Source organism: Porphyrobacter sp. GA68, from assembly GCF_022605525.1.
Taxonomy (GTDB): domain Bacteria; phylum Pseudomonadota; class Alphaproteobacteria; order Sphingomonadales; family Sphingomonadaceae; genus Qipengyuania_B.
In genome coordinates this window covers 878,758-899,379 of sequence record NZ_JAKQYJ010000001.1, presented here as the reverse complement: position 1 = coordinate 899,379, position 20,622 = coordinate 878,758, and the positions used below count along the sequence as shown (strand labels likewise).

General features: G+C 66.2%; 23 protein-coding genes. 13 read left to right on the top strand and 10 right to left on the bottom strand.

The genetic code is table 11. The annotated features are described in order from the left end of the window. Positions 1-9: 9 nt before the first annotated feature. The 5 genes from lnt to hisS form a co-directional block, all read right to left on the bottom strand. Positions 10-1,572: an apolipoprotein N-acyltransferase gene (gene lnt / locus LHJ54_RS04450; protein ID WP_228242725.1), complete on the bottom strand. Its 1,563-nt coding sequence runs from the start codon at positions 1,570-1,572 to the stop codon at positions 10-12. A gap of 134 nt (positions 1,573-1,706) precedes the next feature. Further along, the gene (locus LHJ54_RS04445; RefSeq protein WP_228242724.1) at positions 1,707-2,411 is read right to left on the bottom strand and encodes a DUF4167 domain-containing protein; all 705 of its coding nucleotides are present in this window, start codon (positions 2,409-2,411) and stop codon (positions 1,707-1,709) included. 281 nt (positions 2,412-2,692) lie between these two features. Then, positions 2,693-3,565, bottom strand: coding sequence for a peptide chain release factor N(5)-glutamine methyltransferase (prmC, locus tag LHJ54_RS04440; RefSeq protein ID WP_228242723.1), 873 nt, complete (start codon positions 3,563-3,565; stop codon positions 2,693-2,695). Beyond that, positions 3,558-4,625 carry a peptide chain release factor 1 gene (prfA, locus tag LHJ54_RS04435; protein ID WP_228242722.1) on the bottom strand — a complete coding sequence of 356 codons (1,068 nt, stop codon included), beginning with the start codon at positions 4,623-4,625 and terminating at the stop codon, positions 3,558-3,560. Before prfA ends, prmC begins: the two co-directional genes overlap by 8 nt. A gap of 86 nt (positions 4,626-4,711) precedes the next feature. Then, positions 4,712-5,986 (bottom strand): histidine--tRNA ligase, encoded by a 1,275-nt coding sequence (hisS, locus tag LHJ54_RS04430; protein ID WP_228242721.1) that lies wholly within the window; start codon positions 5,984-5,986, stop codon positions 4,712-4,714. A gap of 107 nt (positions 5,987-6,093) precedes the next feature. On the opposite strand from hisS, the gene ppa reads away from it, so the two are divergent. Further along, positions 6,094-6,660 carry an inorganic diphosphatase gene (gene ppa, locus LHJ54_RS04425; protein ID WP_228242720.1) on the top strand — a complete coding sequence of 189 codons (567 nt, stop codon included), beginning with the start codon at positions 6,094-6,096 and terminating at the stop codon, positions 6,658-6,660. Between the two features lie 65 nt (positions 6,661-6,725). Here ppa and LHJ54_RS04420 read toward each other — a convergent pair whose 3' ends face one another. Next, positions 6,726-7,112, bottom strand: coding sequence for a hypothetical protein (locus LHJ54_RS04420; RefSeq protein WP_228242719.1), 387 nt, complete (start codon positions 7,110-7,112; stop codon positions 6,726-6,728). Positions 7,113-7,243: 131 nt separating this feature from the next. On the opposite strand from LHJ54_RS04420, the gene lptB reads away from it, so the two are divergent. The 3 genes from lptB to ctrA all read left to right on the top strand — a co-directional run bounded on the left by lptB (position 7,244) and on the right by ctrA (position 10,353). Next, a complete protein-coding gene (lptB, locus tag LHJ54_RS04415) occupies positions 7,244-8,032 on the top strand; it encodes an LPS export ABC transporter ATP-binding protein (protein ID WP_228242718.1) in 789 nt (262 codons plus the stop codon). A 26-nt stretch (positions 8,033-8,058) separates the two neighbouring features. Continuing rightward, the gene (gene rpoN / locus LHJ54_RS04410; RefSeq protein WP_228242717.1) at positions 8,059-9,522 is read left to right on the top strand and encodes an RNA polymerase factor sigma-54; all 1,464 of its coding nucleotides are present in this window, start codon (positions 8,059-8,061) and stop codon (positions 9,520-9,522) included. Between the two features lie 135 nt (positions 9,523-9,657). Beyond that, positions 9,658-10,353, top strand: a complete 696-nt coding sequence (ctrA, locus tag LHJ54_RS04405; RefSeq protein WP_228242716.1) for a response regulator transcription factor CtrA — start codon at positions 9,658-9,660, stop codon at positions 10,351-10,353. A 6-nt stretch (positions 10,354-10,359) separates the two neighbouring features. Here ctrA and LHJ54_RS04400 read toward each other — a convergent pair whose 3' ends face one another. Beyond that, positions 10,360-10,716: a hypothetical protein gene (locus LHJ54_RS04400; RefSeq protein ID WP_228242715.1), complete on the bottom strand. Its 357-nt coding sequence runs from the start codon at positions 10,714-10,716 to the stop codon at positions 10,360-10,362. A 114-nt stretch (positions 10,717-10,830) separates the two neighbouring features. On the opposite strand from LHJ54_RS04400, the gene LHJ54_RS04395 reads away from it, so the two are divergent. From LHJ54_RS04395 to kynU, 8 genes are all read left to right on the top strand, one after another. Further along, positions 10,831-11,529, top strand: a complete 699-nt coding sequence (locus tag LHJ54_RS04395; RefSeq protein ID WP_228242714.1) for a tRNA (guanosine(46)-N(7))-methyltransferase TrmB — start codon at positions 10,831-10,833, stop codon at positions 11,527-11,529. Positions 11,530-11,543: 14 nt separating this feature from the next. Beyond that, the gene (locus tag LHJ54_RS04390) at positions 11,544-12,221 is read left to right on the top strand and encodes an SDR family NAD(P)-dependent oxidoreductase (protein WP_228242713.1); all 678 of its coding nucleotides are present in this window, start codon (positions 11,544-11,546) and stop codon (positions 12,219-12,221) included. Between the two features lie 76 nt (positions 12,222-12,297). Continuing rightward, positions 12,298-13,062, top strand: a complete 765-nt coding sequence (locus tag LHJ54_RS04385) for a sulfite exporter TauE/SafE family protein (RefSeq protein ID WP_228242712.1) — start codon at positions 12,298-12,300, stop codon at positions 13,060-13,062. 57 nt (positions 13,063-13,119) lie between these two features. Further along, positions 13,120-14,592: an ABC transporter substrate-binding protein gene (locus LHJ54_RS04380; RefSeq protein ID WP_228242711.1), complete on the top strand. Its 1,473-nt coding sequence runs from the start codon at positions 13,120-13,122 to the stop codon at positions 14,590-14,592. A 6-nt stretch (positions 14,593-14,598) separates the two neighbouring features. Next, complete coding sequence (locus LHJ54_RS04375) at positions 14,599-15,015, top strand: DUF4112 domain-containing protein (RefSeq protein ID WP_228242710.1); 417 nt, start codon at positions 14,599-14,601, stop codon at positions 15,013-15,015. Positions 15,016-15,047: 32 nt separating this feature from the next. Next, positions 15,048-15,836, top strand: a complete 789-nt coding sequence (locus tag LHJ54_RS04370; protein WP_228242709.1) for a tryptophan 2,3-dioxygenase — start codon at positions 15,048-15,050, stop codon at positions 15,834-15,836. Next, positions 15,833-16,462 (top strand): arylformamidase, encoded by a 630-nt coding sequence (gene kynB / locus LHJ54_RS04365; protein ID WP_228242708.1) that lies wholly within the window; start codon positions 15,833-15,835, stop codon positions 16,460-16,462. Before LHJ54_RS04370 ends, kynB begins: the two co-directional genes overlap by 4 nt. Continuing rightward, positions 16,459-17,808, top strand: a complete 1,350-nt coding sequence (gene kynU, locus LHJ54_RS04360; RefSeq protein WP_228242707.1) for a kynureninase — start codon at positions 16,459-16,461, stop codon at positions 17,806-17,808. The genes kynB and kynU overlap by 4 nt, the downstream gene beginning before the upstream one ends. Positions 17,809-17,815: 7 nt before the next feature. Here kynU and LHJ54_RS04355 read toward each other — a convergent pair whose 3' ends face one another. Continuing rightward, entirely contained in the window at positions 17,816-18,199 is a 384-nt protein-coding gene (locus LHJ54_RS04355; protein WP_228242706.1) for a PilZ domain-containing protein, read from the bottom strand. Between the two features lie 201 nt (positions 18,200-18,400). Continuing rightward, a complete protein-coding gene (gene dksA, locus LHJ54_RS04350; RefSeq protein ID WP_228242705.1) occupies positions 18,401-18,859 on the bottom strand; it encodes an RNA polymerase-binding protein DksA in 459 nt (152 codons plus the stop codon). A 251-nt stretch (positions 18,860-19,110) separates the two neighbouring features. On the opposite strand from dksA, the gene LHJ54_RS04345 reads away from it, so the two are divergent. Next, positions 19,111-19,443 carry a hypothetical protein gene (locus LHJ54_RS04345; protein WP_228242704.1) on the top strand — a complete coding sequence of 111 codons (333 nt, stop codon included), beginning with the start codon at positions 19,111-19,113 and terminating at the stop codon, positions 19,441-19,443. Here LHJ54_RS04345 and LHJ54_RS04340 read toward each other — a convergent pair. Beyond that, positions 19,440-20,573, bottom strand: coding sequence for a GNAT family N-acetyltransferase (locus tag LHJ54_RS04340; protein WP_228242703.1), 1,134 nt, complete (start codon positions 20,571-20,573; stop codon positions 19,440-19,442). The two genes, LHJ54_RS04345 and LHJ54_RS04340, sit on opposite strands and share 4 nt — an antisense overlap. Positions 20,574-20,622 lie beyond the last annotated feature (49 nt).

Sequence of the window (20,622 nt, the reverse complement as noted above, 5' to 3'; positions counted from 1 at the left end):
AAGAAGTCTTTATGTGCGCTGGCGGCCGTAACGCTCCTGCAGCCTGATGGCAACCAGCGCCGCACCGGTCAGCGCAACTGTCCAGAGCAGGGTCAGCCAGTGCCCCGCCCGTGAGAACAGGGTCGGCGGCGCCGCCGGCGGCACCAGCGTATCTATGCGGGCGGCCTGACGCATACCGATATGATGCCGCACCACGCCGTCGGCTGAAATCACCGCGCTGATCCCCGTGGTGGTGGCGCGCAGGACAGGCAAACCTTCTTCGATCGCGCGCATCCGGGCCTGCGCCAGATGCTGCGGCGGACCCCAGGCGCCGAACCAGCCGTCATTGGATGGATTGAACAGGTAATCGGGGCGGCTTGCCGGATCGACAACCTGCCCGGAAAAGATGATCTCGTAACAGATCTGTACTCCGGCCCGGCCCCATGCGCCAAGATCCAGCGTCTGTGGGCCCGGTCCAGGAATGAAATCGAACGCGCCGGGTACCAGCCGGGTCGCACCCAGCGGCTCCAGCAGCCAGCGCAGCGCCAGGTATTCACCGTAAGGCACGAGGTGCGCCTTGTAATAGCTGCCGACGATGCGCCCCTGCGCATTCACCGCCGTAACGCTGTTGTAAGCCCCGACCGCCTTGGCGACCCCGTCAACCTCGGCAATCTCTAGATCGGTGGCCCCCGTCAGCAACAGGCTACCATCGCCGATCACCTGACCCAGGCGGGTGCGCGCGAAGCCGGGGTCCGCGCCGGCAGTGAACAGGTTGTAGTAACGCTGGGGATACCCGTCGCGAAGGTAGTCGGAAACGCCCGATTCAGGCCACAGGACCAGTCTGGTGCGGCCCGGCTGTTCCGGCAGGCTCAGCCGCGCCGCACGGACAAAGTGCGGCTCGGCCATTTGCGGATTGGCGAGATCCTCTTGCCGGAAGTCGGGCTGAACCAGCGTCACCGGCAAGGTGCCTGGACGGGCCAACGGCTGTGCCGGCCACACCATCCCCGCAGCGAGCAGCGCCGCAACCAGACCGGCCACCCGCCAGCGCCGCTCCGCCAGGAGAAGAGCGAACAGACCCGCGATCGCAACCATCAGTCCGGACAGGGCATAGGTGCCGGTGACCGGCAGCACCGCGGCCAGACCCGCGCGGTCGAACCCCCCCAGAAATGCAAGAGAGAACGGCCCCCATGCATAGCCGGTGAAGACCCAGCTTTTCAGCCATTCTGCCACGATCCAGCATGCTCCCAGCAGCCAGGCGAAACCGGCGGGAGGCCATTGCCGCGCCACCTTGTGCGCCATCAGGGCAGCAAGGCCGGGATAGACTGCAAGATAGAGAGACAGCAGCGGCACCGCCGCCCAGCCCAGTGCCGGGGGCATGTTCGCCTGATAGGTGAAGGCGGTGGCAATCCAGTTGTTGGTGACGGTGTAGTGGGCCACCCCGAACAGCCATCCGGTCAGGAACGCCAGCCGCCCGCTTCGGGTCCGCTGGAGAAGCAGCACGAACGCACCCATCGCCACAAAGGCGAGCGGCCACAGGCGCAACGGCGGAAAGCCGGTTGCGGCGATCCCGCCAAGTAGCGGTGCCAGCCACAATGGATGCCCTGCGCACCACGAAAGGAGTCTCGCAAAGCGGTCCTGTTCCAAGGGAGCATGCATCGGCCGGTCAACCCATCAGGCAGGCAAACGGCGAGGCCACAACAAAGGACGGGACCAAGGCGATAGAGCCGTCAGCCGACCGCCCTCACCGCTTCGCCTTCGTCCTCGCTCGCGGGCTTGCGCCGGCGGCGCGGCGCAGGCTTGGCAGGCGCCACGTCCTCTTCCGTCCCGACCTTGAAGGCAGGAGGCAGGACGGCTGCATCGATGGCTTCGGGCCCATCTTCGTCGCGGCTCCTCTGGACGCGCGGTGCCGGCCCGCGGTCGCGCGGCGGCCGGGCAGCGCGGCGAGGGCGGGCTTCCGCCTCCTCGTCAGACCGTGCCTCGGCCTCCTCGGCATCGCTGGTGTCGTGATCTCGGAGATCGTCGCGGTCCTGCCGCTGCGAAGCCGCCTCGTTGCGTTCAGAGCGGTCGCGGCCGTTGCCGCGCCCCCGCTGCGGCTGCTGCTCCTGCCAGCCGTCGCGTTCGCCCATCTCGTCATCCGCATCCTCGTCCTGCCCGCGCTGCCGCTGTTCATGCGGGCGGCCGCGGCTTTCTTCCTGACGAAGGCGATTGTCGGCGATTACGCGGAAATAGTGGTCGGCGAACTGCAGATAGTATTCGGCCTGCACCCGGTCGCCATTGTGCTGCGCGTCCTGCGCCAGCTTCTTGTACTTGTCCAGCATCTGCGGCGCGTTTCCTCGCGCGCGGCTATCGATGCGATTGACCGGATTGCCCCCGCCCTGCTGGCGGTTGCCGCGGCCGCGCCGACGGTTGTTGTTGTTGCGGTTATTGTTCAAAGGAGGCTGTTCCTTGTTCGTGGACGATGCGCGGCCGCTTAACCATCGCCCGCAGCGTCCATCTGTCTCGCCCATCGTCGGCCCGCTTCAGTGACGCGCCGCACCCCTAAAGCTTGTCCAGTCCGCAGCCCGTTCAAGGCCATCAGATCCAGCGGTTTCGGAGCCTGTCCGGTAAAGTCAGTGTTCGAAAGCCTTTAGCGGACACTGTTCAAGGTAGCGGCGGGCATGCCGTTTGCCAACCCCCTTTCCCGCCGCCCGCGCCAGAATAGTGGCCGCCCGGTTCAGCGACGCAGGACCAGTGCCCTTGGCCGCCCGGCAAGATCGCGGCACAGGCGGGTGGTGAAGCCGACCCGTCCGGCAAGGGCAGCGACCGGCTCCGCCTGCGCCGCGCCAATCTCCAGAATGGCCGCAGCACTCGCGTCCATCAGCATGGCCAGTTCAGGGATGAGCAGGCGGTAGTCGTCAAGTCCGTCGGCGCCTGCGAACAGGGCGCTGGCGGGTTCGTAATCACCCACTTGGGGGTCCAGCCGCGCCCCCTCCTCGACGTAGGGGGGGTTGCACAGGATGAGGTCGAACGTGCCAAGGTCGTCGCGCCAGCCCGCCCGGGTCCAGTCACGCTGCAGGATAGCGGCGCGGGCAGACAGGCCGAGCCGGGCGGCGTTGTCGCTCGCCACGGCGCAGGCGCCCTCGCTCGCGTCGATGCCGACCCCCGTTGTCCGTGTTTCCGCAAGATAGGTCAGCAGCAGCGCGCCAGTGCCCGTGCCAAGGTCCAGCACGCGCTGTGCTTCGGGCGCGAGCGCCAGGGCGGCCCGGATCAGCGTCTCGCTGTCCGCCCTCGGGATGAGCGTGGCGGGCGTGACGCGGAACGGAAGTCCCCAGAATTCGGCCTCGCCGGTGATATAGGCGACTGGTTCGTGAGCGGCGCGGCGCTCTACCAGACGAGAGTACCCCTGGGGTGCAGGCTCACGCACCAGGCGCAGGAGCAGGTCCGACCGCGACACCCCCATGGCATGCGCCATCAGGAGTTCCGCATCGAGCCGCGGCGTATCCGAAGTTGCCGCGAGCGTGGCGGCGGCTGCACGGATGGCGTCGGCGACCATCAGTTGCTCCGCCGCCGGCTCCCGCTCCTCGGCGGCGGCGCGCCTGTCACCCATCCATCGCCGCCAGCCGCTTCGCCTCGTCTTCCGCGATCAGAGCATCGACCAATTCGGCGAGGCCGGGTCCCGCGAGGATTTCCGGCAGCTTGTGCAGGGTAAGGCCGATGCGGTGGTCGGTGACGCGTCCTTGCGGGAAGTTGTAGGTGCGGATGCGTTCCGACCGATCACCGCTGCCGACCATCGCCCGGCGTGCCTCCGCCTCGGCACCCTGCGTTGCCTCGCGCTGCTGTTCGAACAAACGCGCGCGCAGCACCTGCATCGCCTTTTCACGGTTCTTGTGCTGGCTGCGGCCGTCCTGACAGGTGACGACCACGCCGGTGGGCAGGTGCGTGATACGCACGGCAGAATCGGTCGTATTGACGTGCTGCCCGCCCGCCCCGCTGGCGCGGTACACGTCGATCTTCAGATCGCGGTCTTCGATCCGCACATCCACCTCGTCCGGTTCTGGCAGCACGGCCACGGTCGCGGCGGAGGTGTGGATGCGCCCGCCGCTCTCCGTTTCGGGCACACGCTGCACCCGGTGGACGCCGCTTTCGAACTTCAGCTTGGCAAAGACGCCCGTGCCGCTGACGCTGGCAACGATTTCCTTGAGGCCGCCGATGTCGGACGCGTTCATCGACACCGGCTCGACGCGCCAGCCCTGTTCCGCGGCAAAGCGTTCGTACATCCGGTAAAGATCGGCGGCGAACAGCGCGGCCTCCTCTCCGCCGGTGCCGGCGCGGATTTCCAGCATCGCGGGCCGCGCATCGGCGGCATCGCGCGGCAGCATGGCCAGGGCGAGAGCGTGTTCGCGTTCGGGCAGTTCGGCCCGCAGGCGCGCCAGATCTTCCTCTGCCATCCCGCGCATATCGGCGTCGGCGAGCAGTTCCTCCAGCTCCCCAATCTCGGCGCGCATCGCCTGCACCTCGCGCGCGGTGCGAGCGACGGGTTCGAGTTCGGCATAGTCGCGGGATGCCTGGCCGAAGGCGTCGCCTTCCAGCGTTCCACTCGCCAGCCGCGCCTCGATCTCGGCGAAACGGTGGATGATCTGTTCAAGGCGTTCGGGGGGGATGTGCACGTTGTTCCAACACTCCGTCGCCCCGGACCTGATCCGGGGCTAGCCTTCTTACTTAGTCGCCCCGCAAAAGGAAGCTGGACCCCGGATCAACTCCGTGATGCCGATGGCGCAAATGCAGAGGTGATCGCTGCAACTGCGCTCCCCACTTCGTCGTCGAACGCGGTCGCAGACAGCTTCGGTTCGCCAGCTTGCATGGAGAGGCTCAGAACCACATCCGGCTTCAGCTTCACCGCCTTGTCGTATCGCTTGCGCGCAGAGCCGGATGTGACCACCTCGGTTGCGAAACCGCCTTGGCGAAGCAGTTGCGAAAGCTTAAACGCATCATCGCTACGCAGATCATCTTCCACGGCGATGGCGACGAACTTCGTTTCGCTCTGCACTTCCCCCACCAGCATCGCCAGCCGCTCGATCCCCGCAGCCCAGCCCACGGCCGGCGTCGGCGGACCACCCAGCGACTCCATCAGCCCGTCATAGCGCCCGCCGCCCAGCACCGTGCTCTGCGCGCCCAGCGCGGCGGCGGCTGCGCTTCCTTCGTCGGGCACGAACTCGAAGGCGGTGTGGCGATAGTAGTCGAGGCCGCGCACCAGGCTGTCGGCGCGGGTCCAGGCGACACCCGCCGCGTCCAGCCCGCTTGTCACCTGTTCGAAGAAGCGCTGCGCCTCGTCAGACAGAAATTGGTCGATCTTGGGCGCCCCTGCCACGAACCGCTGGTCGCTGCGGTCCTTGCTGTCGAGGATGCGCAGGGGGTTTTTCTCCAGCCGCCCCTGCGACTCCTCTGACAACTCGCCCGCCACCTCGCGGAAATATGCCACCAACGCGCTGCGCCACGCCTCGCGGCTGTCCGCGTCGCCCAGGGTGTTGAGGTGCAGCGTCACGCCCGTGATACCCAACTCCTTCAGAAGCTGGTCGGCCATCGCCAGCAGCTCGACGTCGGCCTGCGGTTCGGCCGCGCCGACAACCTCGGCGTCGATCTGGTGGAACTGGCGGTAGCGGCCTTTTTGCGGGCGTTCGTAGCGGAACAGCGGACCATGCGTCGCCACCTTCAGCGGTGCGTGCTGCTGCCAGCCGTTGGTGAGGTAAGCGCGCGCGATGCCGGCGGTGAATTCGGGGCGCAGGGTCAGCGACTCTCCGCCCCGGTCGGCGAAGGAATACATTTCCTTGGAAACAATGTCCGTCGTCTCGCCGATCGAGCGGGCGAACACCTCCGTCCGCTCGAACACCGGCATTTCGACCCGGCGGAAACGGTACAGCTTGCGCACCCGTTCAAAGGTTTCCACAACAAAGGCGAACGCCTCGGCCTGTGGGCCAAAGACGTCCTGGGTGCCGCGGATTGACGGGGGTGCCTGCGTGTTCTTCGCCATGCTGGCGCCCTTATGCCACGGCTTGACGCGCCGCAATGCCGCCGGATGCTGCGTTGCGGCAAAAGGGAGGTTGTTCAATTCTCCGCGCCCCGCTAGGCGCCCTGGTTATGCGTATCGACAAGATCCCCACCGGGTTCAACCCGCCCGACGACCTCAACGTCATCATCGAAGTGCCCACCGGCGGCGAACCGGTGAAGTATGAATTCGACAAGGAAAGCGGCGCCCTGTTCGTGGACCGCATCCTGCATACACCGATGCGCTATCCGGCGAACTACGGCTTTGTCCCGCACACGCTCTCACCCGATGGCGACCCGCTGGACGCGCTGGTGATCGCCCGCAGTCCCTTTATCGCCGGCTGCGTCGTTCGCGCCCGCCCGATCGGCGTCCTCAACCTTGAAGACGAGCATGGCGGCGATGAAAAGCTGGTCTGCGTCCCGGTGGACACGACTTTTCCCTATTATTCGGACGTGGGGGAGACGAAGGATCTGCCGTCGATCATCTTCGAGCAGATCGAACACTTCTTTACCCACTACAAGGATCTGGAAAAGGACAAGTGGGTTCGTGTGGGCCATTGGGGAACCCGTGACGACGCGCGCAGGATCGTTATGGAATCGATCGAGCGGGCGAAGCACGAGCCGGCGAATCCAGGGCTGGAGCGCAAGGACGACGCCTGAACGACGTCGCATCCTGCGCATCGGGACGATGCGCCCGTGCCGCCGTTTACGGCTCCGCGTTGCCCTTACGCACCGGCTGGCAGCAGCTTGAACGCCCAGGTGAGAAGCAGCGGAATGCCGATCGCCATCAGCCACAGCCATGCGGCATCTTCGCGGAAACGCGGGCGCAGGGCCATGTCGCCCGCCAGATGGTCAGGCAGGCGCGCCCAGCGCTTCTCGAAGTGGCGGCACACCGGGATGAACGCCGCCACCAGAACGAGAAGCGCAAGATAGGGCACTAGCGAATATTCCATTGCCTTGGACAAGGCCTTTACCGCGAAGAAGATCTGCAGCGTGGTATAGACCAGAAGCGCAGTGGCCACGTTGTCGCTCATGGTGCGGCGCCAGTCGTGCGGCTTGGCCGGCTTGGAGTAGCCGCCATGGTCCGGGTGGCCGCCAGTAGCCTTGTTCATCACCTGATCTCCTCTGGCCCCACCCTTCCTCACCCCGCCTTGAAAAGCAAGCCAGTCGCCGCGCCGTGTCCGATCGCACCCGGCCCCCCGCCCTTTTCACGGCGGCCCGCAATCCCTAAGGCAGGGGGTGCATGGCCGATTTTGACACCTCCATCCTGACCGATCCCGCCCCGTCGTCGGCCGCCCCGCCCATCCCGCAGGGCGGCCTGGAAGTCGTGTCCATCGCCAAGAGTTACGACAGCCGCGCGGTGCTGACGGACATATCGCTGAACGTGGGCAAGGGCGAGGTGCTGGGTCTGCTCGGCCCCAACGGCGCAGGCAAGACGACCTGCTTCTATTCGATCATGGGCCTGGTGAAACCCGACTCGGGGCGCATCCTGATGGACGGGGAGGATGTGACCCACCTGCCAATGTATCGCCGCGCCATTCTGGGCCTTGGCTACCTGCCACAGGAAACCTCCATCTTTCGTGGCATGACCGTGGAACAGAACATCGGTTGCGTGCTGGAAATGGTGGAGCCGGACCGCGACACCCGCGCGGCCGAACTGGAACGGTTGCTCGACGAATTCGGTCTCACCCGGCTGCGCGCAAGCCCCGCCATGGCGCTGTCCGGCGGCGAGCGGCGCCGGTGCGAGATCGCCCGCGCCCTGGCGGCAAAACCGTCCATCATGCTGCTCGACGAACCGTTCGCGGGCATCGACCCTCTGTCGATCAGTGACATTCGTGATCTCGTCGCCGACCTGAAGACGCGCGGGATCGGCGTCCTCATTACCGATCATAATGTGCGGGAAACCTTGGAAATCGTGGATCGTGCGTGTATCATCTACGGCGGGCAGGTGCTGTTCGCCGGCACCCCGCAAGACCTGGTGGCGGACGAAAATGTTCGTCGCCTTTATCTGGGAGAAAGTTTCACCCTGTAGCGGGGCTGGAAGGAAGGAAGTTCTGCATGGCGCTTGGACCCGGGCTTCAACTGCGGCAAACGCAGTCGCTCGTCATGACGCCGCAGATGCAGCAGGCGGTGAAGCTGCTGGCCTTGTCCAATCTCGAGCTTGAGGCGTATATCGAAGGTGCGCTCGAGGCCAATCCGCTCCTGGACGTGGGCGATATCAGACGCGAGAGTGGCAGCGGCGCGCCGGCGCCGGCTTCTTCCGAACCGGCGGCTGACAGCCCTGCGGCCGGTGACGGTGCGCTAGACATCGAGCCTGCCGTGATCGACGAGGAAGCGGGGCGGGGTGATGCGGGCGACTGGAGCAGCGCGGCAGCAGGTGCTGCTTCCGGCGAAGACCACCCCATCGAAGATCGGGCCGATGCCTCTGGCCCCACCCTGGCGCAGCACCTCACCGACCAGCTGGCCGCCGCAACGCGCGACGGGCGTGAGGCGTTGATCGCGGCGCGCATCATCGGCGAACTGGACGAGGCCGGCTATCTCGCGGCACCGCTGGCCAGCATTGCCGCCGATCTCGGCGTCCCCGATGCCGAAGCGGAGCGTGCGCTTCATCTCGTCCAGTCGCTGGACCCGCCGGGCGTCGGGGCCCGCTCGCTCGCTGAATGCATCGTCCTGCAGGCGAAGGAGGCGGACCGTTACGATCCGTGCATGGCGCGCCTGATCGACAATCTGGACCTGGTTGCGCGGGGCGAGGTCGACCGGCTGAAGAAGCTGTGCGAGGTCGATGACGAGGATCTGGCGGAAATGCTGGCCGAACTGCGCAGCTACGATCCCAAGCCTGGCTGCCGCTTCGGGGGGTGCGATGACAGCGCGGTGGTGCCCGACATACTGATGACACGGGCGCCGGGCGGTTGGGACATCCGGCTGAACGATGCCACCCTGCCCCGGCTGGTGGTGAACCGGGACTACTACGTGTCCTTGCGCGAAGGCTGTTCCGACAAGGCGGCGCGCGGCTGGCTGGACAATCAGCTGGGCGAAGCGCACTGGCTCCTGCGGGCGCTCGACCAGCGGCAAAAGACGATCCTGAAGGCCGCGTCCGCCATCATCGAGCATCAGGCCGACTTCTTCCGGCGGGGCATTGCGGGGATGCGGTCCCTCACCTTGCGGGAAGTGGCAGAGCGCATCGGCATGCACGAATCGACCGTCAGCCGGGTGACGAACAACAAGTATCTTGGCTGCCCCTTCGGCACCTTTGAGCTGCGGTATTTCTTTTCCAGCGGCGTCGGCGGGGACGATGGCGAGGGCGACGCCTCTTCACAGGCTGTGAAGGCGCGAATCAGGGCGCTGATCGCGGACGAGGCACCGGGCGCCATCCTGTCAGACGATCGTCTGGTCGAACTGCTGAAACAGGACGGCTATGATCTTGCGCGTCGCACCGTCGCCAAATACCGCGAGGCGATGGGCATCGGCAGTTCTGTTCAAAGACGAAGGCAGGCGAAGCTTAACAATCTTAAAAGTGTTTGAAAAAGTGTTCTCAAGGACCGCTGGCGCAACACAAAATTAACCTTTCCCCTTCATCTGTTGTGTGGTTAATTCTCCGGCAGGGCCGCGGCTGACGGCCCATGTCAGGAAGATGGAATAACAAGGGGGTCCAAGCGCATGCGCGTTCTGCTTATCGAAGACGAGCCGACAACCGCCAAGGCAATCGAGCTGATGCTTTCTGCCGAAGGGTTCAACGTTTACACCACCGACCTTGGCGAAGAAGGGTTGGATCTGGGCAAGCTGTACGATTACGACATCATCCTGCTCGATCTCAACCTGCCCGACATGCACGGCTACGACGTCCTCAAGAAGCTGCGCGTCGCGAAGGTGCAGACCCCCGTTCTAATTCTGTCAGGCGTTGCCGAGATGGACTCCAAGGTCCGTTCGTTCGGCTTTGGCGCCGATGATTATGTCACCAAGCCGTTCCACCGCGACGAACTGGTCGCCCGCATCCACGCGGTCGTGCGCCGGTCCAAGGGCCACAGCCAGTCGGTGATCCGAACCGGCAAGATGTGCGTCAACCTCGATGCCAAGACGGTTGAGGTGGACGGCGCGCGCGTACACCTGACGGGCAAGGAATACGCGATGCTGGAACTGCTTTCCCTGCGCAAGGGCACCACCCTGACGAAGGAAATGTTTCTCAACCACCTGTACGGCGGCATGGACGAACCGGAACTCAAGATCATCGACGTGTTCATCTGCAAGCTGCGCAAGAAACTGAGCCAGGCCTGCGGCGGGGAAAACTACATCGAGACGGTCTGGGGCCGTGGCTACGTGCTGCGTGACGAGACGACGGAGGCGGTGGCGGCCTGAACGCCGTTACCCGGCGCTGCTCGCGCACCGCGCGGTCAGCGCCGCAAGTTCTTCGAACAGGTCTTCATCGACATCCTTGAAGTTGAAGCAAGTCTTTCCCTGACGCCGTCTGGCGAGCTCAGGACTGAGCCCGTCCGCCAACGCCGGCTGCTCGTAAAGCGGCATCAGGTGATAGGCGACGTAGCTTTTCTTCACCGTCACCGTGCCGAACCAGCCAGGTTGCCCCTTGGCATCGAGAGCGCGGGTTCGCAGGATCAGTGACCCGGGCGCATCTTCCGTAACAATCTGCTCGCCGGCATTGCGCAGCATCACGGTGCGTAGCGCGGCATAGGTCGCGGCAAAGTCATGCCCGCTCAATGTCATGCCCACTCAATGTACGGCCTCCTGAACAGCCAGGCATCGAGATTACCACGGCTGCGCGCGGAACGAAATGGCGGCGCTGGCGCATCGCAGCCGGGCGCGGTAAGGCGCGCGTCCATGACCGCGCACAAACCCGGCGACCCCCTCACCCTCAACCGCCTGTACGGCCGCTCCGTCGGCAAACCGCTGCGCGCGCGGCAGCAGGGGCTGGTTGACCGGTTGCTGCCGCAGATTGCCGTGCCCGCCGATGGGCCGGTGACGGCGGAGCGCCTCTTCGGGGAGGATTGTCCCCTGCACTTCGAAATCGGCTTTGGTGGAGGCGAGCATCTCGCCTACCGCGCCGACCTGTTGCCCAATCACGGCTTCATCGGCGCGGAACCGTTCCTCAACGGAGTGGCGGCGGCGCTGGTCCATGTGGAAGAAGGGCGACTCGCCAACGTCCGGCTGCACCATGGCGATGCGCTGGAGGTGCTGGCGCGGGTGCCGGACGGAGCCCTGACGATGATCTACCTGCTTCACCCGGATCCCTGGCCCAAGGCGCGTCATGCCAAGCGGCGGATGATGAACGACGGGCCGGTGGACCTGTTTGCCGCCAAGCTGAAACCGGGCGGAGAGCTGCGCTTTGGCACCGATCATCCGGTGTATCTGCGCCACGCCCTGATGGTCATGCGCCGGCATGAAGCGCAGTTCGAATGGCTGGTCGACGGCCCGCAGAGCTGGAGCCAACGCCCCTCCGGCTGGCCGGAAACGCGCTACGAAGCCAAGGCGCGGGACCAGGGGCATGAAGTGTGGTACTTCCGCTACCGCAGGCGGTGATGGAGAGGCGGCTAATGGCGCAAACAGCGATGATCATCGGTGCCTCTCGCGGGATCGGCCTGGGGCTGGTCCGCGAACTGGCGGCACGCGGATGGCGGGTGATCGCCAGCGAGCGGTCGCACAGCGCAGGCTTGCACGACGTGGCCCGTGAACGGCCGGGGCAGGTCGAGATCGTCACCGCGGATGTAACCGACCGCGTGCAGATCGACGCGCTTCGCGCAGCCGGAACGCCAAAGTCCCTGGACGTCCTGCTGGTGAACGCCGGCATCTGGGACGCGCAACCCGTGGACGAGGCGAGCGATGCCGACCTCCTGCGCATCATGCGGGTCAATGCGGCAGGCCCGATCGGCACCGCGCGCATCCTGCTGCCCCTTGTCAGGGACGGCGGCATTCTTGCCTTCACCACGTCCCGGATGGGGTCGATCGCCGACAGCTCAGGAGGGTCCGAACTGTACCGGATGAGCAAGGCGGCGCAGAACATGCTGGCGCGCGGCGTCTTCGTGCAGACGGCCAAGCCGCGCGGTATCCCGGTACTGTCGCTGCACCCCGGGTGGGTCCGAACGGAAATGGGCGGCGATAACGCACCTGTCGGTGTCGCTGAAAGCGCGCATGGACTGGCCGACGTGCTGTCCAAGGCGCACCCGCTCGATCACCACTTCCTTGATTACACAGGGGCTGAGCTGCCCTGGTAGCCAACACTTCATTTTCCCACTCGTCAATAAATAGCGGCCGCTATATGAAATCGGGGGCAACAGAAGGTGGGCGCAGGTGGAACTATTCGGGATCGCATGGACCGACCTGCTCCCGTTTATCCTGATCGGATTCGCGGCGCAGCTGGTGGACGGTGCGCTGGGAATGGCGTTTGGGGTCATCACCAACACCTTGCTCGTCGGCTTTCTCGGCGTGCCGCCCGCGCAGGCATCCAAGCAGGTGCATGTGACAGAGGTGTTCACCACCGCTGTTTCGGGCATCAGCCACCTGCTCCACGGGAACGTTGACCCTCGGCTGTTCGCGCGGCTGGTGATCCCCGGCGTGATCGGCGGCGTCGCGGGCGCCTACGTCCTCACTTCGCTCAATGCAGAACTGATGCGCCCCGTCGTGCTGCTCTACCTGTCGGGCATCGGGGTTTATCTGCTGGTGCGCGGCCTGCTTTACCCACCGCGTCCGCGAGAAGCGAAGGTGGTCGCACCGCTCGGTCTGGTTGGCGGATTTCTGGACGCGGCGGGCGGCGGCGGATGGGGTCCGATCGTCACGTCCAACCTGCTGGTGCAGGGGGCGGAGCCGCGCCGGGTCGTGGGCACTGTCAGCGCCACGGAATTCTTCCTGACAGTGGCCATATCCGTGACCTTCATCCTGCAGCTTGGCATCGCTGACCTGATCGGGGCAACGCTGGGCCTGTTGATCGGCGGCATCGCGGCCGCCCCGCTGGGCGCGGTCGTCGCCCGGCATGTGCCGGCAAAGCCGCTGCTGATCATGGTGGGCATCATCCTGACCCTTACCAGCGGATACGGGGTGTGGAGCGCGCTGGGTTGACGGCGCCAGCGCAGGCGACCCCTTTCTCCTGCGCGCCGGATGGGTAAAACCGGCAGGATGCTCCACCGTTTTGCCCTCTGCCTTGCCGCCGCGCTGGCCGCCTGCGCGCCGGCGTCCGCGCCTGACGCGGCGCTGCCGGTGGCAATCGTTGGCGCCCCGGAAGATCTGGCACAGGACGGGCTGCGTCTGTCCCCCGCCGCGCAGCAGCTGCGGGCCGCCACCGCGCAGGGATTGGTGCGGCTGGACGAAACGGGCGAAGTGGTCGCCGGCGTGGCGCAAAGCTGGATCGTGACGAACGATGGCCTCAGCTACATTTTCCGGCTGCGCAACACCTCCTGGCCAGATGGCGAGGAGCTGACCGCGCAGCAGGTCCGCCGCCAGCTGCTGAGCACGATCCGCGAACTGCGCGGCACGTCGCTTGGCCGCGATCTTGCCAAGGTGGCGGAAGTGCGGGCGCTGACCAGCCGGGTGGTAGAAATCGAGCTTTCCAGCCCCCAGGCTCAATTCCTGCGGGTGTTGGCACAGCCGGAACTTGGTCTGGTCCGTGACGGCCAGGGGCTGGGTCCGCTGCGGCGAGCCGAACATGCTGCCGGCCAAGCGGGTACGACCCTGCTGCCTGTCCCGCCGCGCAGCCGCGGTCTGCCCGAAGAGCCGCGCTGGGATGAACTGGCGCGGCCGCTCCGCCTCCGGACGCTGCCGGCGCGCGACGCCGTTGCCGCCTTCAACGCCGGCCAGGTGGCGGTTGTGCTGGGCGGCGACCTTGCCAGCCTGCCCCTGCTGGACACCGGCCCGCTTGCCCGCGGCACCGTGCGGATCGATCAGGCTCTTGGCTTGTTCGGTTTCGATGTGGTGCGAACCGAAGGTTTTCTGGCGGAGCCGGAGAACCGCGAGGCGCTGGCGATGGCGATCGACCGCACCGTGTTGCTGGAGCCGTTCAATCTTGCCGGATGGATCCCGGCCACGCGCATCGTGCCACCCAACCTGCCCGGCAACCCGAGACAGAATGCGGAGCGATGGGGCGATCTGGACCTCGCCGCCCGGCGCGCGATCGCCGCCGGACGCGTCGCGCGCTGGCAAGCGGCACAGGGCGAGATCGACCCCATTGCAGTCCGCCTGCCCCCCGGGCCGGGCAGCGACCTGGTGTTCCGGCAAGTGGCAGCGGACTTGGCGGCCGTCGGGTTGCCCGTCAGGCGGGCAGGGGACGCGGAGGCGGCCAATCTTGTGCTGCGCGACCGCATCGCCCGCTATGGCCAGGCGCGCTGGTTCATGAACCAGTTCCACTGCTCCGTCGAACCGGCCTTGTGCTCGGCCGAGGCCGATGAAATGGTGGACCGCGCAGTCAGCACGCTCAATCCGCAGGAACGTGCCGCCCTGCTGTCTCGGGCCGAAGATGTGCTCACCACAACAAACCTGTTCATCCCGCTGGGTGCGCCGGTGCGGTGGTCGCTGGTGCGCGGCGGAGTGACCGGATTTGCCGAAAACATCTGGGCCGCGCATCCCTTGTTCCCGCTGTCGGGTGCGCCCATCTGATCTGCCATGGATGCGACCAGCAAGCCGCGGCGGCTGAAAATCGACTTTCCTCTGGGCAACGATCCGGCGTCCATCCGCCGGCGGGTGGAGGTGATGGAGGGGCTGCTGGAGCGGAGCCTAACGGTGCCGGGGACACGCTTTCCCGTCGGCCTTGATGCTGCGATCGGACTGATGCCGGTGGTGGGCGACTTTGTCGCGGCGGCGCTGGGCGCGTATATCGTGTGGGAGGGGCGCAATCTGGGGATGACGAAGTGGCAGTTGTACCGGATGGGCGGCAATCTTGCCGTGGACACGGTGATCGGTGCCATTCCCCTGGTCGGCGACGCATTCGATGTGGCATTCCGGTCCAACCGCAAGAACCTGCGGATCATCAGAAAGCATCTGGACCGGCACCATCCCGAGACGCGGGTGGTGGAGGGCTAGTGTCCGGCCGCGCGGCGCGCTAGGCCGCCGCGATGGCCGATGTGACTTACAGCTCCTATCTCGACCTCGACCGCATCCTGGCCGCCCAGCATCCGGCATCCGGCGCCCACGACGAGATGCTGTTCATTATCATCCATCAGGCCAGCGAGCTGTGGCTGAAGCTGTGCCTGCATGAACTGGCGGAGGCGCGCGAGCGGGTCGCCGCCGACGATCTGCGGCCCGCGTTCAAGATGCTCGCCCGCATTGCCCGCGCGCAGGGACAGCTGATCGGCAGCTGGGACGTGCTGTCCACCATGACACCCAGCGATTATTCCACGGTCCGGCCGCATCTGGGCAGCTCCAGCGGATTTCAGTCCGCCCAATACCGCCTTTTCGAATTCATGCTGGGGGGCCGCAATCCGAGCATGGTGACGCTACACGAAGCGGTTCCCGAGGTCGCGCAGCGCCTGCGCGCCGAACTGGACCGGCCGAGCCTGTATGACGAAGCCATCCGCCTGCTGGCCCGCCGCGAATTTGCACTCCCTTCCGCCGTGCTGGAACGCGACCACGCCGGCGCCTGGGTCCGCAGCGATGCGGTCGAAGCGGCCTGGGCGCAGATCTACCGCGCCCCCGAAGAGCATTGGGATCTCTACGAGCTGGCGGAAAAGCTGGTTGATCTTGAATATCATTTCCAGCGTTGGCGGTTCGCGCACCTCAAGACGGTGGAGCGGATCATCGGTTTCAAGCGCGGCACGGGCGGGACGCCGGGCGTGCCCTATCTTGGCAAGGTTCTGGAACAGGCGTTCTTCCCCGAACTGCTGAGCGTGAGGACCGCGTTGTGAGCCGCCGCGTCTGGGACATCTCGCAGACGCTGCGGCCCGACCTGCCGGTCTGGCCGGGCGACACCCCGTTCGCCTTTGAGCGGGTCTGGCAGATGGAGCACGGCGTGCCGGTGAATGTCGGCCGGATGACCATGAGCACCCACTCCGGCACCCATGCCGATGCGCCCCTGCATTATGCACAGGGCGGGATGGATGCGGCGGCGCTGGACCTTACCCCGTATCTTGGCGAATGTCTGCTGGTGGATGCGCGCGGCGCGGCGGGCCGGACGGTGGAGATCGATGACCTGCCGCCGCTGAATGGCGCCGTGCGCGTTTTGCTGCGCACCTTTGCTCAGTTCCCGCAAGATGAATGGCAATCCGCCTTCATCCCGATCGCGCCCGCTACGATCGGCTGGCTGGCCGAACAGGGGGTCGTGCTGATCGGCACCGATGCGCCCTCGCTCGACCCGCAGGACAGCAAGGACATGGCCGCGCACAAGGCAGTGCTGGCGGCTGACATGCGCATCCTGGAAGGGCTGGTGCTCGACGCGGTGCCGCCTGGCCGGTACGAGCTGATTGCCCTGCCGCTGAAGGTTCAGGGCGGCGATGCCGGCCTGTGCCGCGCCGTGCTGAGGGAGCTGGCATGAACCCGGCGGAAGAAGCGCGGCGGCTGGATGCGGCCGACCCGCTGGCGGCGTTCCGCGACCGCTTTCTTCTGCCCGGCGGAGTCATCTATCTAGACGGCAATTCGCTGGGCGCGCTGCCGAGGGACACGGCCGCGAGGCTGGAGGCTGTGGTTCGCCGTGAATGGGGTGAAGGGCTGATCCGCAGCTGGAACGGCGCCCCTGACCTGAACGGAGAGCGCGCGCCGGGCTGGGTTGATCTGCCCCAGCGGGTGGGCACGAAGATCGCTCCGCTGATCGGCGCGCAGCCGCACGAGGTGATCGCCTGCGACAGCACATCGGTGAACATCTTCAAGCTGATTTCGGCGGCGCTGGCGATGCAGTCTGGCGCGCAGGGACATCGTCGCAAGGTTATCCTGTCCGAGCCAGGGAACTTTCCCACCGATCTTTACATGATCGCTGGTCTGGAGGCGCAGGGGCTGGCGCAGCGGCGGCTTGCCCCGGCCGATCAGCTGGCCGACGCGCTGGACGAAGATGTCGCGCTGCTCCTGCTGACACATGTGCATTACCGCACCGGCGCCATGCACGACATGGCCGAACTCACCCGCATGGCTCACCGTGCGGGCGCGTTCGTGTTATGGGATCTGTCGCACAGCACCGGGGCGGTGGAGGTCGATCTGGGCCACTGCGGGGCAGATTTCGCGGTGGGGTGCGGCTACAAGTATCTGAACGGTGGTCCAGGCGCACCGGCCTTCGCGTTCGTGGCGGAGCGGCACCATGCGCGCCTTGCACAGCCGCTGACCGGATGGTTCGGACACGCCCGGCCGTTCGCTTTCGAGGACGATTACAGTCCGGCCGCCGGCGTTGCCCGCTTGCTGGCCGGCACCCCGCCCATCCTTGGCCTTGCCGCGCTTGAGGTGGGGGTGGACCTGGTGGCGGAAATCGGGGTGACGCGGCTGGCTGCAAAGTCGCGTGCCCTGTCGGAGTTTTTTCTGCGCTGTCTGCAGGCGTCAGGCGATCTGCCGGAGGCGACGCCGGCCCCAGCATCCTGCCCGTCCGGCACAGCTGAAGGCGCGCCGGCCGGGTGCTCCGCAGCTCGCCACGAACTTCACTGCGTCAGCCTGGCCGATCCGGCAAGGCGCGGCAGCCAGCTGTCGTTCCGGCACGAGAACGCGTATGCCGTGACCCAGGCGCTGATTGCCCGCGGGGTGATCGGCGACTTTCGCGAACCCGATGTGCTGCGCCTTGGCTTTTCGCCCGCCTATTTGCGGTTCCGCGATGTCGCGGATGCAGCGCGGCACCTGGCCGAGGTGCTGCGTTCAGGTGAATGGCGCCAGCCGCGGTTTGCTACCCGCGCTCAGGTCACGTGATGCGCGGTCAGATCTTGCGCAGCTTGGCAGGGTCGGCCCGGTAGGTGGTGACAGCGCTCAACCGGGCGGCATAGGGCATCGGTTTGGGCGCTTCCACGCGGGGTGACACCAGCGCCTCGCGCACCTTGTTGGGGTCGATTTCCGCCTCGAACGCGATGCCGAAGCGGCTCCCTTCCCGCCACGCGACCGTGCCGGAAAGAACCCCGGCCGCCCGCGCGTCCACATGAACCCGGCTGCCCCGCATGACCGGAACATCGCCTTCCGCCATGAGGCCGAGCGCCGAAAGGTTGCGAATTTTCACCCGGTGCCGGGTTTCCGCCGTTCCCACCATCAGGTCGGCAAGCAGAAACAGGCTGTCGCGGCCTGTGCTTCTGGTTTCAACGCCGGCCATTTGCTACTCCTCGCACTAGTCTGTGCCGTCAAACTCTGGCGCGCCGATCATGCGGGCGGCTACGGCCAGGTTCGCTAGGCCCAATGCGGCTAACAAGATATTAGCATCCGGCTCGGTTTGCGACCTGTCCCGCCAGCTTTTCTGGCCCTTCGTCTATTATGGGACAGTTTGCCTGCGAGAGTAAACCCTTCCGCCAGCATTCTAGTCGTCTCGCGACACCTTTTCCCGCCGTTCATGGGCTTCCTGCGCTTCCACGGTCATGGTCGCCACCGGCCGGGCGATCAGGCGCTTCAGCCCGATCGGGTCGCCGGTCACTTCGCAGTACCCGTACTCCCCGTCGTCCAGCAGGCGCAGGGCTGCCTCGATCTTGGCAATGAGCTTGCGCTGGCGGTCGCGCGTCCTCAGTTCGATGCCCCAGTCCGCCTCGCTGGAGGCGCGGTCGTTCAGATCGGGTTCGCGGATCGGCCCATCCTGCAAGGATTCCCGCGTCTGGCGGGCGGCGTCCCTGATGGACGCTTTCCATTCCAGCAGCAGGACACGGAAGTACTCCTGCTGCTGCGGGTTCATGTATTCTTCGTCCTCGGACGGCACATAGCCTGGGGGCACGGCCTTCCTGGCCCTTTCGAGGACCTCGGTTTCTCTTTGCGAAGCTGCGCCCATCAAACCTCTCGACCTGCCTTCCGGGGCCACCGAGCCGAACGTACCGGTTGTGTCCCAACCCCGCATCGCCGCCGCTTGTTGGCGCGGCCTATAGGCAAGGGGTTCTGCCGGCACAAGGCGAAATGCCTGATTTCCCGCAGGATGCGGGCCCGCGCAGGGGCAGCGAGCCGGCGTTAACGATTTAGTGACCATGCCCTGCCAACTTCCCCTGCAAGCTTCTTCTACACAGGAGCACGGCAGGGGGAAACAAAATGCCTGAACTGACATCGATCGCAGGGGGCTGCGGAATTATTCACCAGACCGCGACGGCCAATACAATCATCGCCGATCATCTGGCACAGCATTGCGGAGGCGACGAGGACGCGCTTTACAGCCTGGGGGTCGCCTACTCCACCGGCAGCAACGGGCTGGCCTGCGACCTGGTGGAAGCGCACCGCTGGCTCAACATCGCCGCCTCGCTCGGTCACGTGGATGCGGCGATCTGCCGGGCCGAAGTGGCCGACGAGATGACCGCCCGTGAAATCGCCGAAGCACAGCGGCGCGCACGGGCCTGGCTGCAAGTGGGCCGCCGCCGGGCGGCCTAATCCTTGCGGTACGGGGTGCGCTCGGCCAGCGCCAGTTGCTCGAGCGCGATGCCGCGCCGCTCCTGGTCGAGGTAATCGGCGACCGCCCGCCGGAAACCCTTGTCGGCAATCCAGTGGGCCGACACGGTTGCCACCGGCTCGTAACCCCTCGCCAGCTTGTGGCCGCCCTGTGCGCCCGCTTCGACCCGGGACAGTCTCAGCGCGATCGCGGCTTCGATGGCCTGGTAGTAACACAGTTCGAAATGGAGGAAGGGCTTGTCGAGGACACAGCCCCAGTACCGGCCGTACAGCGCGTCCGGGCCAACAAAGTTGAGCGCACCGGCCACCGGCACACCGTCCGCCAGCGCGAGGATGAGCAGCACGCTGTCGCCCATCCGCTCCGCGAAAAGGTCGAACGCCGCGCGGGTAAGATAGGGCCGGCCCCATTTGCGCGCGCCGGTGTCCTGATAGAAAGTCCAGAACGCGTCCCAGTGCCACGGCTCGATCTCGCCGCCGCGCAGGTGGACGATCGTGACGCCCTGCTGCGCGGCGGCGCGCTCCTTGCGCACATCCTTGCGCTTGCGCGAGGCAAGTGTCACCAGAAAGTCGTCAAAGCTGGCATAGCCCCCGTTGTGCCAATGGAACTGGATATCCGTTCGCAGCAGCCAGCCCGCGCTGGCGAACAGCGGCACCTGTTCGGGCGCGATGAAAGTGGCATGCGCACTGGAGAAGCCGTTCTGCCGGCACAGCTCTTCCGCCGCGCTCAGCAGCAGGAGCGAATGCTGCCTGTCCTGGCACAGGATCCGCGGTCCGGTCGCCGGAGTGAACGGCACGGCGATCTGCAACTTGGGATAGTAGCGCCCGCCTGCCCGCTCGAACGCGTCGGCGAAGGCATGGTCGAACACGTATTCGCCCTGGCTGTGCCCCTTCACATAGGCGGGCAGCGCGCCCAGCAGATTGCCGCCGTCATCCTCCAGCAGGACGGGCGCTGGTTGCCAGCCCGTGCCCGGCCCGACGCTGCCGGAATCCTCTAGGGCGGTGAGGAATGCATGGCTGGTGAACGGATTGGCGCCGGCGAGACGGTCCCAGTCGCCCTGCCCGACAGCGCCCACCGCGCCTTCCACCCGCGCCCGCAGTTCCTGGTCAGCCATTGAACCGGAGATATAGGCTCTGTCGACCGGTACAAGGTGCCCCAACCCG